A 13,236-nucleotide genomic window follows, 5' to 3' on the forward strand; every position below is an offset into this window, starting at 1 on the left:
CTATTAGTGAAAGCCTGCAACAAAGACGAACAATACTATAGTTCCGTTAAATGCCTGACCACCTGTTGCGCTATGTAGATAAAGAAAAAGCCTCGCGGATTGACGAACGATTCGGGCTCCGATTGCCCGACATCCTCCGTAATCCAGCCTTCATGCCCAACGCCCAAATTCATGGCATGGGTCGTGGAAACATGAAAGCCTTGAGGCGTACCAGGATTCTAACCGAAAAGAACCTGCAAGGCTACCTGAAAAATAACCTAAACCTATCAGCGCCCCTATCTGGTATATGAGGTTTAATGATAGTGAAGTGTTCAAGTTATTCCAGAAAATAGATTGTGCAAACAGAGAGGAAGGCCGGCTATCAGAGGCTACCCATCCGCTTCAATTGCATTGGGATCTTACGCCAGACACCGACCTTTCAGATAAACATCCTAAACCAGGACAAGCAACAAGGCAATCCGATAAATTCAGCTGCAGTAACTCTACGAATAATAGATTGATGAATCATGTGCCGGCGATAACCTGCTTCAGGTCATGCGCGATATTGAACGTGGCTTGGGTAACGATCATGCAGATTCTGTGAATAAAGAAAAGGCTCGTGAGTCTCTTGGTCGTTCCGGGCTTCAATTGCCCGGTGTGCCAAACTTAAACACAAGCCATGGGAAGATTCTAACCGAAAAGAACCTCAAGGCTACCTGAAAACAATCTGAGCCTATCGGCTAACGCCTCCGATATCCAGAGTTTGACGGTGAAGAGCTAACACCCATCCAACTTCAAAGAACAATTTAATCCTGTTATTAAAGACAATTAAAGGCTACCTGAAAGTTTTCAGGTAGCCTTTTCACTATCATCTCATATTACGATAGCTACATTCAGCTCACTGATTGTGCAAATGTCTCAATCCGTGCTGCCAGTTTCTCGGCGCTCAATCCCAAGTCATCTAGCAGGATGGCCGGATCGCCATGGCCGGTAACGATGTCTTCAATGCCCAACAGCAACACAGGCAAGTGGCAATCTTGTTTGGCCAGCACTTCCAACACCGCGCTGCCGGCTCCGCCTTGCACGGCGTTTTCTTCAATACACACCAGTCGCTGGTGGGTGGCGGCCAAATCGGCAATCAATTCTTCGTCCAGCGGTTTCACAAAGCGCATATCGGCCACGGTTAAGTCCAGCTGTTCCGCTGCCTGCAACGCGGGTTGCACCATGCTGCCGAAAGCCAACACGGCAGTTCCCCTGCCCTGCCGCCGCACCATGCCTTTGCCTACCGGCACGGTATCCAAGCCGCTGCTGATTGCCGTGCTGCCGCTGGCGCCGCGCGGATAGCGTACGGCAGTGGGGCAATCCAACGCATAGCAAGTGGAAAGCAACAAGCGGCATTCTTCGCCGCTGCTGGGGGCAGCCAGTACCATATTCGGGATGCAGCGCAGGAAGCTCAGATCATAGGCGCCGGCATGAGTAGGGCCATCGGCGCCAACGATACCGGCACGGTCGATGGCGAACAATACCGGCAGGTTTTGCAATGCCACGTCGTGCACCAGTTGGTCGTAGGCGCGCTGCAGGAAGGTGGAGTAAATCGCCACCACGGGTTTTATGTTGCCACAGGCCAGGCCGGCAGCAAAAGTAACAGCATGCTGCTCGGCAATACCGACATCGAAATAGCGTTCGGGAAAGCGTCGCTCAAACTCCACCAATCCGCTGCCTTCACGCATGGCGGGGGTAATGGCGACTAATTTGTTATCTACGGCGGCTTGGTCGCATATCCATTGGCCGAAAATTTGGGTGTAGCTCAAAGGGGCAGCGCCGCCGCTTACCGGGCCTTGGTCGGGATTAAATTTGCCCACGGCGTGAAAACCGACCGGATCGTTTTCAGCTAGTTTGTAGCCCTGCCCTTTTTGCGTGAGCACATGCAAAAGCTGCGGGCCTTTGCGCTGTTTCATCTCTTTGAGCACAGCCACCAGTTGCCGCACGTCGTGGCCGTCCACCGGGCCGGTGTAGGTGAAGCCGAAGTTGTCAAACAGGGAATCGGGGCGGATACGCGAGCCGTCGAGCACGCTTTTCAGCCGCTGCTCCACTTTCTGCGCGATGTGTAGCGCACCGGGCAATTTGTCGAGCACTTTTTCGGATTTGTGTTTGATGCTGCGCAGCGTATCGCGCCAGTCTTTGCCCTGGCTGCCGGCAAGGTATTTGGGGAAAGCACCCACATTGGGGGAAATCGACATTTCGTTGTCGTTGAGGATAACCAGCAAATCGGTGTCCATATCGCCGGCATTGTTCAGCGCTTCAAAAGCTTGGCCGGCAGTCATGGCTCCATCGCCGATAACGGCCACGCTGCGGTTGGGGCTACCTGAAAGTTTATCGGCCACCGCCATGCCTAATGCCGCACCGATGGAAGTGGAGGAGTGGCCAACGCCGAAATCGTCGTATTCCGATTCGCTGCGCTTGGGGAAACCGGCCAAACCGCCGTATTGGCGCATGGTGTGCATGCGGCTGCGGCGGCCGGTGAGCACTTTGTGCGGATAGCTTTGGTGGCCCACGTCCCAAATTAAGTGGTCGTTGGGCGTGTCGTACACATAATGCAATGCCACGGCCAGCTCCACCGCGCCCAGATTGCTGGCGAAATGGCCGCCGGTCTGGCTGATGCTCTCCAGCAGGAAGGTGCGCAGTTCGGCGGCCAGCTGCGGCAGCTGGTCTTCGCGCAAACGGCGCAAATCCTGCGGATAGTCGATGGTATCGAGAAGCGGCGTGGTAGTCATGGTGTGGCGGTTCCCTATTGATTGGGATAAATAAAGACGGATTATATAGCCATTCTGCCCGGCACGGCAGGCAAATTGGCATCAATACGCCAATCCTTGCTATGATGACACTTTCCCACCCGGCCCTCCGTCATGACCGACACCGCCCAAATCATCACCAGCTACGGCCGCCGCTTTATCGTGCGCACTGCCGACGGCCACTCCTTCGAGGCCACTACCCGCAAAAAACGGGTGGACTTCGCCTGCGGCGACCAAGTACACATCACGCCGCTGAATGCCGAGCAGGCGGTGATTGAAGATTTCCTGCCGCGCCGCAGCCTGCTCTATCGGCAAGATGCTTGGAAAACCAAGCTGATTGCCGCCAATGTGAGCCAACTGCTGATTGTACTGGCTGCCGTGCCCACGCCCAGTGAGCTGCTGTTACAACGTGCCCTGCTGGCAGCAGAAGCGGCCGATATCGGTGCTGTGATTGTGTTGAACAAAACCGATTTGCCGGAAACGGAACAATGGCGCAGCAAACTGGCATTTTACGAAAGCTTGGGCTATCCCGTGTTGCCTGTCAGCGCCATGCAAGATGCTGACACCCTGCTGCCGGTGTTGAATGGCCACACCAGCATCCTGTTGGGCCAAAGCGGCATGGGCAAATCCACTCTGATTAACGCCCTGCTCGGCCAAAGCATTGCCCGCACCAACGAAATCTCCAGCGCCCTCGACTCTGGCAAGCACACCACCACCCACGCCCAGCTCTACGACCTAAACGAAACCACCCGCATCATCGATTCCCCCGGTCTGCAGGAATTCGGCCTGCACCATCTTCAGGTAGCCTCCCTGCCCCACTACTTCCCCGATATGCGCGGCTTCATCGGCCAATGCCGGTTCCACAACTGCAGCCACCGCCAAGAGCCTGGCTGCGCCATCAAAGCTGCTGTTGAAGCCGGCCATATCCGTGCAGACCGCTTGCAGCTTCTGCAACAGCTGACTGATGAACTATCCATGAAGAAATGGTAGCCCTCTAAGGCCGCTTACCGACACGACTGCATTTACATAGCTCTGCATATCTTTACCCTCCCGAACCTTGCGCAATCAGAATAGATAATTTACCATTTTTACAAAAGCAATCTATCAGATAACATTAATGATTTATCTGTTTGCACTAAAAAATAACAGCTTTAAAGAGAGTAAATTATGCCAAAAAAGACCACCAACTATGTTGTAACCATTGCTGATGCCATCAACAGCAACCAAAACCGTCAAGTTGTGTTACAGCTGCCGCGCGAGGAAGTGCGCTATCTGAACCAGGCCGAATTTAAAAAATTCGTGGCCGACAAATGTCAAGTGAGCGCATTTAAAATTCACTCTATCGAGCGTTTTTACAAATAAGCTCTTGCTGAAATGGTTTCGGCTATTCTGCCATACATAGCAAAACCGCTCCGGCGTGATACCGGAGCGGTTTTTATATGAGGTGGCGAGCCGGAGCCCCGGCACTGCTGAATTCAGGGTGGGCTGCTTGCTTCCGCACCTGACCCCTTGTCCCAAACCTGCATGCGGGGAGACCCGCCATAAGAAGTGCGGATTATACGGAGCCAAATGCGTTTTGCCAAGACGGCACTATTTTCAGGTAGCCTCAACTGGCATAGCTGACGAGTGCAAACTCAGCTGCCACAGTCTTTCAGGTAGCCTGCGCTATCACGAAGATAAAACCTACCTGCTTACCCAACACTCATAAAAAGGCTACCTGAAAGCCTAATCCAGCTTTCAGGTAGCCTTTTTATAAATCAACAGCTCAATTACTGTCGGAACCCTTCCAACACCTTAACGCGGAATATCGGAAACTCATCCAATTCATCCAACACGAACAGCTGGGCATCATGTTCTTTTTCAAACCCTTTTTCAAATTTTTCCAACAGTGTGGTGCGGGCGTTGCTAACATCGTATTTCTTGGTGATTTTCAAGCGTGCTGCCCATTGGCGGCGTGCCGGATCTTCAATAATCATCATCAGGCAGTGCAGCTCAAAGTCACCTTTATCGTCGTTACCGGAAAATTTGTCTGAAAAATTGCGCAACATACTACCTTCTCTCCCTTTACATTAAAAAATGTATAAAAAATCTAATTTGATTATAAATATATAAAAATTTTAATTTGATTATACGTTTTGCCCGCAGGCGATGCTATTGCCTGCGGGCAGATACTTTTGACTTAAATCAAACAAATGGCGAATTAGGTATGTTGTAAACAATTTCTCCAACAATAAATACAACAGACTGAACTATAAGAACAAATCTATCATTCAACCCACACGATAAAACGCCAGGCTACCCATTAAGTTTGGCAGACAGGATACACGCCGGCCGCCGGCCATCACCGCGCGTTCCAGCACGCGGATGCGGTTTTTCGCGCACAGGCGGTCGAAATCGCTGAGGGTACACCAATGAATATTCGGCGTGTCGTACCAATCATAGGGCATACGCTCGCTCACCGGCATATGCCCGCCGAAGGCTACCTGAAAACGGTTGCGCCAATAGCCGAAGTTGGGGAAGGTAACAATCGCTTCCTTGGCCACGCGGGTGAGGTCGCGCAGGATGGTTTCCACGTTTTGCATGGCCTGGATGGTTTGGCTGAGCACAATCACATCGAAGCTGCCGTCGCCGAACGCCTGCAAACCCTGCTCCAAATCGGCCTGAATCACGTTCACGCCGCGGGCGATGGCAGCAATTACGCTGTCGGTATCAATTTCCACACCGTAGCCTTTGCAGTTTTTGTGTTTTACCAGAGCGTGCAGCAATTCGCCGTCGCCACAGCCCAAATCCAGCACGCGACTGCCAGCGGGAATCCAGTCGTAAATCAGTTGCAGGTCGTCACGCAGATTCATGCGCCAACTCCTTGTGGATATTATCTATATAGGCTTTCACGGCTTTCAAATACGGCTCGTCTTCCATCAGGAAGGCATCGTGGCCGTGGGAAGATTCGATTTCGATGTATTGCACGTCTTTTTCCGCGCTAATCAGGGCTTTCACCAATTCATGCGAACGTTCCGGCGCAAAACGCCAGTCGCTGCTGAAGCTGGCCACGAAGAATTTGGCCTGCACGCCTGCGAGCGCAGTGTGCAGGTTGTGGCCGAAATCGGCGGCGGGATCAAAATAATCCAGCGCCTTGGTCATGAGCAGGTAGGTGTTGGCATCGAAGCGGTCGGCAAATTTGTCGCCCTGGTAGCGCAGATAGCTTTCCACTTCAAATTCAATACCGTATCCGTATTGCAGCTCGCCACTCCTCATTTGACGGCCGAACTTCTTGCCCAGCCCGTCTTCAGCTAGATAAGTGATGTGCCCCATCATGCGGGCAATCTTCAGGCCGCGCCGGGGAACGGCTTGGCGGCTGGCGTAGTGGCCTTCGTGGAAGTCGGGATCGGTGAGGATAGCCTGGCGGGCTACGTCGTTAAATGCGATATTTTGAGTGGACAATTTGGGCGCGGACGCAATCACCAACGCGTGGCGCACGCGCTCGGGGAAGTCGATTGTCCATTGCAAGGCCTGCATGCCGCCTAGGCTGCCGCCCATCACCGCCGCCCATTGTTTGATACCGAAATGGTCGGCCAGCATGGCTTGCGAGCGTACCCAATCTTTTACGGTCACCATCGGGAAATCGGAACCGTAGGGCTTGCCGGTGGCTGGATTGGTGCTCAACGGGCCGCTGCTGCCGGCGCAGCCGCCCAAGTTGTTGAGCCCGACCACGAAAAAGCGGTTGGTATCCACCGGTTTATTGGGGCCGACCATGTTGTCCCACCAACCGGGGTGTTTGTCGTCCGGATGATGGCGGCCGGCCACGTGGTGCGTGCCGGACAGGGCGTGGCAAATCAGGATGGCGTTGGACTTATCGGCATTGAGTGTGCCGTAGGTTTCAGTAATCAAATCAAAACGGGGCAGCGTGTCGCCGTTTTGCAGGGCAAAGGGCTGTTCGAATGCAATGGTTTGCGGGGTAACGATGCCCACGGAAGCGGGTGGGTTCATAAATAAAAATTGGCGTGATTAATTTATGTGAATTATAGCGGATGAGGAGGGGAAATTCATGGTGGGCAACGGAGAAGGCTACCTGAAACTGCATTGGGACGGCTCTGCCGATTTTTCAGGTAGCCTCTTGCCCCAAACCAAACAGGCTACCTGAACATATTTCAGGTAGCCTGTTGCATCATTCAAATCAAGCTATAGCAGATTACATTTAAACCGATACCGTGTTGCCTCTATTTAAATTGCATTCGCTATATTACTTCGCCACCACTTGGTTCAGCTCGCCTTTGGCATAACGGGTGGCCATTTTTTCCAGCGAAATCGGTTTGATTTTGCTGGCCATGCCTTCGCAGCCGAAGGCCTGATAGCGGGCCAGGCAGATGCCTTTCATGGCTTCGATAGTTTTGGCCAGGTATTTACGCGGGTCGAATTCGGCAGGGTTTTCGGCTAAGAATTTGCGGATTGCCCCTGTGCTGGCCAAGCGCAGGTCAGTGTCGATATTCACTTTGCGCACGCCGTGTTTGATGCCTTCCACAATTTCCTCCACCGGTACGCCGTAGGTTTCGCCGATGCCGCCGCCGTGTTCGTTAATCACTTTCAGCCATTCCTGTGGTACCGAGCTGGAGCCGTGCATCACGATATGCGTGTTCGGCAGGGCGGCATGGATTTCTTTGATGCGGTCGATACGCAATACGTCGCCTGTGGGCGGACGGGTGAATTTATAAGCACCATGGCTGGTGCCCACGGCAATCGCCAGCGCATCCACGCCGGTGTCGTTCACGAAGCGCACGGCGTCTTCCACGCTGGTGAGCATTTGGTCGTGGCTCAATTTGCCCACTGCGCCCACGCCGTCTTCTTCGCCCGCTTCGCCGGTTTCCAAGTTGCCCAACACGCCGATTTCGCCTTCAACCGACACACCGCAGGCATGGGAGAAGTTCACCACGGTGCGGGTAACGTCCACGTTGTATTCGTAGGAAGACGGGGTTTTGCCGTCGGCCAGGAGCGAGCCGTCCATCATCACGGAGGAGAAGCCCAGCTGGATAGAGCGCTGGCACACATCGGGCGAGGCGCCGTGGTCTTGGTGCATCACCACGGGAATATGCGGAAACTCTTCCACTGCCGCCAAAATCAGGTGGCGCAAGAAGGGGGCGCCGGCATATTTGCGCGCGCCGGCGGAAGCCTGCACGATAACGGGTGCGTTCACTTGGTCGGCCGCTTCCATGATGGCGCGCATCTGCTCCAAGTTGTTCACATTAAAAGCGGGCAGGCCGTAACCGTGTTCGGCGGCGTGGTCTAAAAGCTGGCGCATGGATACCAGAGCCATAGCAATCTCCTGAATGATAATTGGTTGTGAAAATCAGTGGGATTATAGCAGCAAACCGCCCCGATGGCGGGAGTGTGAGTTCCACCAATTCAAATTGGGCATGGCAGTAGACCGTAGCGGCAAGTATGGCACGGCGGGCAAAGCAGTAGAATGCTCATTTGAAGCAGCTATATAATTCGGTTTTTTATTTTTCAGGTAGCCTCATGCCGCCCTCCCAGCCCGTTTGGCTGTTCGACCTAGACGACACCCTGCATCGCGCCGATGCGGGCATTTTCCGCCTCATCAACCGCCGCATGACCGAATTCATGGCACGCGAACTAAGCCTGAGCCTGCTCGAAGCCTCCGATTTGCGCGAGCACTATTGGCGGCACTACGGCGCCACGCTCGGCGGTTTGCAGCAGCACCATCCGCAGGTTTACCCCGCCGAATTCCTGCGCCAAAGCCACCATCTGCCCGAACTCATCGCCGCCTTGCAGCCGATGCCGCATATCGATACCGCGCTCGCCGCCCTACCCGGCCGCAAAGCCGTGTTTTCCAACGGCCCCGCATTTTATGTGCGCGCCCTAATCGAAGCCATGCAGCTGGGCAGCCATTTTGAAGCCCTGTTCGGCGTGGACGACCTTGCCCTGCACTACAAACCGCAGCCGCAAGCCTTCCATCTGGTGTGCGCTGCACTGGCCGTACCGCCACCGCAGTGCGTGCTGGTGGACGACAGCCCGGCCAATCTGCAAGCAGCTAAAGCTTTGGGCATGTGCACGGTATGGTTCGGCAGCCGTGCCCAGCCGCAGCCCTGTGCCGACCATATCGCCCGCGATATGTACGAGCTGCAGGCTCTGGCTAGCGAAATCATGTAAAATTTGGCTCTTGCATTCCAATATCAGATTTCAGGTAGCCTGCGTAGTCCGGCCGAAGCTCACGCTTTCAGGTAGCCTCTTGTCCATAATCGAATAACAAGAAAGAACACCCCATGCAACACACCGATTCTGCCGATACCCAGCACGAATACTTCGCCGACCGCCCCGGCTTCCCCGCCAAAACCATCGTGGCCACGCTCTTTATCGGTGCCTTCTTCGGCTACCTGAACGACACCCTGCTCAACGTGGCGCTCACGCCCATCATGCGCGACTTCCACATCGACAAAACCACCGCCCAATGGCTCACCACCGGCTTCCTCCTGGTGATGGGCGCATTCACGCCGATTACCGCCGGCGTCATCCAATGGTTTGAAACCCGCAAAATGGTGCTCATCACCCAAGCCACCTTCCTCGCCGGCTCGCTGATTTGCGCCCTCGCGCCTAATTTCGGCGTGCTGCTGGCCGGGCGCATGGTGCAGGCCATATCCGCCGCCTTCTTCGTGCCGCTGCTGTTTAACGGCATCCTCAACATTTTTCCGCCCAACCGGCGCGGCACAGCCATGGGCGTGATCACCATGATGTTTACCGCCGCCCCCGCGCTCGGCCCCACCCTCTCCGGCATCATCATCGACCACACCCACTGGCGTGTGATCAAGCCGCACAGCAAAAGCAGCGATTAGAATTTATGCCCAACCAAGCAAAAGGCTACCTGAAAACTCACAAAACTCGTTTCAGGTAGCCTCTTGCTTATTACATCATCACTCCGATGCACATCCTTCGCCACGGCACGGTGGGCACGACAGCCGCTCGTGGTAGCTGGCAGCCAAAGCCAGGATAGCGGTTTCCACAGCCGCCGCATCTGCCTGCGCGGGGATTTGCGCCACAAAATAATTCACCGAACGGCTGCCAGGCAAATAAGCCACCAGCTCCTGCCCGCCGTTGCTGTAAACGGTAAACCGCCACAACTCGCCGCTCACCCCGTCGCGGGCACGGATACGGCGCAGCATGGCCGGCCGTATGCGCTCATTCGATTGGGCATATTGTGCCACCACATCATTCACCTGCCCGCGCACGGCCGCAGTAAAACTCTCGCTCGGCTTGCGGCCGATGCTGCCCGCGTAAATCATCACTCGCGCCGCACGCAGCCTGCCGTCTTGCGGCAGAAATACCATCGGCACGCCCTTATCGGCCAGCAGCCGGTTATCCTGCGTCCAGCCTGCTGGCACGTGGAAACCATAACAATGGTTTGCCCCATAGGCATAGCCCGTGTCCCATGCCGGAGCAGCATATGCCCCGCTCATCGCCGCACAAGCGGCCAACACCAAACCCAAACATTTCATGATTTTCTCCTTTTTTCCAATTAATTAACCGGCAAACTGCCACCCTGATACTGTATACCATTCCACCACCTACGTATCCAGCAAACTAAATAATTTTTCAGGTAGCCTGTTTCACACTTGTTTCTCTTTTAAAGAACACATCCCGACACGCCGCATACAACACCAGCATCAGCATTAAGCCAACCATATTGTTCACCAGCGACGCCACCCGAATCATCCACACGGGCGGTACCGCATCAATCGTCCCTAGCATTGTCAATTCGGGCTGAGCTAACACCACAGCCACACCCACTACCAGCCGCACAGCCAAGCCCAATAATGTTGCCAACGCCACAGCCAGCACCACACCGCCCACATTGCGCCCCATCCCGCGCCAACCTGCTGCCCAAGCCCGCACCGCGCCCATCCTGCGGCACACGACCAACATCGGCGCTACGCCGTTCGGCAGCAGATAGGCCAACATAAAAAATAGCCATTTCCAAGAATTTATCAAAGACACAAGCCCCAACAGCATCGATGATGGCGACTGAAACGCCATCTGCATAGCATAGTCCTCCAGTCTTGCCCCCACCCGAAGCAGCAGTTGTTCAAACACCACATTCAACAAACCCAGCAGCACCAATGCTCCTGCACACCGCACCAACACCACCAAACTGGCACGCCAATCAATACGAGCTTGCTGCTCCACCCGTTCTGCCGCATAAACCACCCCCGCCGTGGCAAACACGGCGGCAAAATCTCGCACGGCAGGGAAAAAAGGAATAACTGAAGGCATAAATGCCTGCATCGCTGCCGCCAAAATATACGACAGTATCGTCCAAACCAACACCAGCCCAAACCACCAACCAGCCCGCTGCCGAAACAAAGCCCAAGCCGCCCCAAACCAAGCAAATGCCCGCCTCGACGGTAACGAGTTGGCCACAGCCAAATATTGTCCGCCCACCGTGTGTGCAGCTTCTTCCGCCATACTCAACGGCGGCGCATAGCGGTTGTCTTGCCGTTCATGCATATTCTTTTCCCTTTGTCTTGATACAAATTTAAAATCGCACGAATTAGTATAGAAAGCCACCTAACAACGTAAGATTCAACCTAATGAAAATCCATCTTTCCTTTTTCAGGTAGCCCTACAGCCAGCCCCGGCTGTTCGCGTTATAATTGGCACCCAAAGCAACACCTGTCTCACAACAGAAAAAGGATAAAGCCATGCGCCCCGTCGTTCTACTGCTCGCCCTCATCGCCCTTTCCGCCTGCACTTGGGAAACCTACCAAGACCAACAAGGCAAAACCGGCCTGCGCCAGCGTTACGCCCCGGGCACGCCCGTGGTATACCAAGACGGCACTTTCGCCCGCGACCAACGCTACAACGAATACCGCCCCGTGCCCGTGCCTGTTACCCGCGAACAACACCAACACAGCGTGCCGCGCACCACCTGGAGCGGCGACAGCGTGCCCGAAGCGCCAAGCAGCCATTAATATCGGCAGTTTGAATCCTCTTTTTTCAGGTAGCCCCAAGCAGGCTACCTGAAAACCATCATTTCAACGAAATCGTTTCCAGAAAGCTCCCTCATGCACCAGCCCCTCCATATCGTTATCCTCGCCGCCGGCAAAGGCACGCGCATGTATTCCGCCCTTCCCAAAGTGCTGCACCGCATCGGCGGCCAAACCATGCTCGAGCGCGTTATCGATACCGCACGAAGCCTCAGCCCGCAAAGCATCAACGTGGTGATCGGCCACGGCAAAGAGCAGGTGCGCGAACAAGTGCAGCGCGAAGGCATCCGCTGGGTGGAGCAAACCGAACAGCTCGGCACCGGCCACGCCGTACAAACCGCCCTGCCGCACCTTGGCAACACCGGCCGCACCCTCGTGCTCTACGGCGACGTGCCGCTGATTAACCGCGCCACGCTAGAAGAGCTGCTGCAAGCCGCCGGCAACGAAATCGGCCTACTCACCGACATCCCGCCCAACCCCTTCGGGTTGGGTCGCATCATCCGCGAGGCCAACGGCCAAGTGGCCGCCATTGTGGAAGAAAAAGACGCTACGCCCGAGCAAAAAGCCATCCGCGAAACCAACACCGGCATTTTCGTTTTGCCCAACGCACACCTTGCCAGCTGGCTAGGCAGCCTCTCCAGCAACAATGCCCAAGGCGAATACTACCTCACCGACGTCATCGCCCTTGCCCGCGCCGACGGCGTAGCCGTGCATCCCGTTCAGGTAGCCTCCTCCTTCCTTGCTGCCGGCGTAAACAATAAAATCCAACTCGCCGAACTCGAGCGCATCTTCCAACGCGAACAGGCGCAAAGCCTGCTCCAAGCCGGCCTCACCCTGCGCGATCCAGCCCGCTTCGACCTGCGCGGCAGCCTTCAGCACGGCCAAGATGTGGTGATTGATGTGAACGTGGTGCTAGAAGGCGACAACCAATTCGGCAACAACGTATCCATCGGCGCCAACTGCGTGATTAAAAACGCGGCAATCGGCGACAACACGGTTATCGAGCCCTTCTCGCACCTCGAAAACTGCCGCATCGGCAACAGCGCCCGCATCGGCCCCTTCGCCCGCCTGCGCCCCAATGCCGACTTGGCCGACGAAGTGCACATCGGCAACTTCGTGGAAGTGAAAAACAGCACCATCGGCCGCGGCAGCAAAGCCAACCACCTCACCTACCTCGGCGACGCGCAAATCGGCAGCCGCAGCAACATCGGCGCCGGCACCATCACTTGCAACTACGACGGCGTGCACAAACACCAAACCGTTATCGGCGACGAAGTGCTCATTGGCTCCGGCAATATGCTGGTTGCCCCGCTCACTATCGGCCACCGCGCCACCACCGGCGCCGGCAGCACGCTCACCCGCAACTGCCCCGAAGGCGAACTCACCCTCACCCGCGCCCGCCAAACCACTATCCCGGGCTGGATACGGCCTGAGAAGGAGAAAAAATAGGGGCTGACGTAGATTAGCAGTCATGC

Annotated in this window: 12 protein-coding genes, 1 other RNA gene and 1 pseudogene; 6 read left to right on the top strand and 8 right to left on the bottom strand. The window is 55.4% G+C overall.

The window, feature by feature from the left end:
- Positions 1-872: 872 nt before the first annotated feature.
- Entirely contained in the window at positions 873-2,753 is a 1,881-nt protein-coding gene (gene dxs, locus HMPREF2541_RS05450; RefSeq protein ID WP_070542144.1) for a 1-deoxy-D-xylulose-5-phosphate synthase, read from the bottom strand.
- Positions 2,754-2,885: 132 nt separating this feature from the next.
- Here dxs and rsgA point away from each other — a divergent pair, with 132 nt between their 5' ends.
- Positions 2,886-3,761 (top strand): ribosome small subunit-dependent GTPase A, encoded by an 876-nt coding sequence (gene rsgA / locus HMPREF2541_RS05455; RefSeq protein ID WP_003824250.1) that lies wholly within the window; start codon positions 2,886-2,888, stop codon positions 3,759-3,761.
- Positions 3,762-3,938: 177 nt separating this feature from the next.
- A complete protein-coding gene (locus HMPREF2541_RS05460; RefSeq protein ID WP_023887177.1) occupies positions 3,939-4,133 on the top strand; it encodes a hypothetical protein in 195 nt (64 codons plus the stop codon).
- 81 nt (positions 4,134-4,214) lie between these two features.
- Here the strand turns inward: HMPREF2541_RS05460 and ffs are convergent.
- The 5 genes from ffs to fba form a co-directional block, all read right to left on the bottom strand.
- An RNA gene (ffs, locus tag HMPREF2541_RS05465) (signal recognition particle sRNA small type) lies at positions 4,215-4,312 on the bottom strand.
- Positions 4,313-4,540: 228 nt separating this feature from the next.
- The gene (locus tag HMPREF2541_RS05470; protein ID WP_003824246.1) at positions 4,541-4,819 is read right to left on the bottom strand and encodes a hypothetical protein; all 279 of its coding nucleotides are present in this window, start codon (positions 4,817-4,819) and stop codon (positions 4,541-4,543) included.
- Positions 4,820-5,041: 222 nt separating this feature from the next.
- Positions 5,042-5,623, bottom strand: a complete 582-nt coding sequence (gene metW / locus HMPREF2541_RS05475) for a methionine biosynthesis protein MetW (protein WP_003824245.1) — start codon at positions 5,621-5,623, stop codon at positions 5,042-5,044.
- Complete coding sequence (locus HMPREF2541_RS05480) at positions 5,610-6,758, bottom strand: homoserine O-succinyltransferase MetX (protein ID WP_049259036.1); 1,149 nt, start codon at positions 6,756-6,758, stop codon at positions 5,610-5,612. Before HMPREF2541_RS05480 ends, metW begins: the two co-directional genes overlap by 14 nt.
- A gap of 253 nt (positions 6,759-7,011) precedes the next feature.
- On the bottom strand, positions 7,012-8,079 hold the full coding sequence (gene fba / locus HMPREF2541_RS05485; RefSeq protein ID WP_003824241.1) for a class II fructose-bisphosphate aldolase: 1,068 nt from the start codon (positions 8,077-8,079) through the stop codon (positions 7,012-7,014).
- A 203-nt stretch (positions 8,080-8,282) separates the two neighbouring features.
- Here fba and HMPREF2541_RS05490 point away from each other — a divergent pair, with 203 nt between their 5' ends.
- Both HMPREF2541_RS05490 and HMPREF2541_RS05495 read left to right on the top strand, forming a co-directional pair.
- Entirely contained in the window at positions 8,283-8,933 is a 651-nt protein-coding gene (locus HMPREF2541_RS05490; RefSeq protein WP_070542146.1) for a pyrimidine 5'-nucleotidase, read from the top strand.
- Between the two features lie 113 nt (positions 8,934-9,046).
- Positions 9,047-9,586 (top strand): annotated as a pseudogene (locus HMPREF2541_RS05495) (MFS transporter); the annotation flags it as partial.
- A gap of 105 nt (positions 9,587-9,691) precedes the next feature.
- On the opposite strand, the gene HMPREF2541_RS05500 reads toward HMPREF2541_RS05495, so the two are convergent.
- Entirely contained in the window at positions 9,692-10,273 is a 582-nt protein-coding gene (locus HMPREF2541_RS05500) for a hypothetical protein (RefSeq protein WP_049259034.1), read from the bottom strand.
- A 97-nt stretch (positions 10,274-10,370) separates the two neighbouring features.
- The gene (locus HMPREF2541_RS11920) at positions 10,371-11,282 is read right to left on the bottom strand and encodes a hypothetical protein (RefSeq protein ID WP_049257643.1); all 912 of its coding nucleotides are present in this window, start codon (positions 11,280-11,282) and stop codon (positions 10,371-10,373) included.
- A 194-nt stretch (positions 11,283-11,476) separates the two neighbouring features.
- On the opposite strand from HMPREF2541_RS11920, the gene HMPREF2541_RS05510 reads away from it, so the two are divergent.
- Positions 11,477-11,746, top strand: coding sequence for a hypothetical protein (locus tag HMPREF2541_RS05510; protein WP_003824232.1), 270 nt, complete (start codon positions 11,477-11,479; stop codon positions 11,744-11,746).
- 93 nt (positions 11,747-11,839) lie between these two features.
- On the top strand, positions 11,840-13,210 hold the full coding sequence (gene glmU, locus HMPREF2541_RS05515) for a bifunctional UDP-N-acetylglucosamine diphosphorylase/glucosamine-1-phosphate N-acetyltransferase GlmU (RefSeq protein WP_070542148.1): 1,371 nt from the start codon (positions 11,840-11,842) through the stop codon (positions 13,208-13,210).
- The last annotated feature ends 26 nt before the right edge of the window (positions 13,211-13,236 follow it).

Origin of the sequence: Eikenella sp. HMSC061C02, from assembly GCF_001809035.1 — a bacterium.
Classification (GTDB): Bacteria; Pseudomonadota; Gammaproteobacteria; order Burkholderiales; family Neisseriaceae; genus Eikenella; species Eikenella corrodens.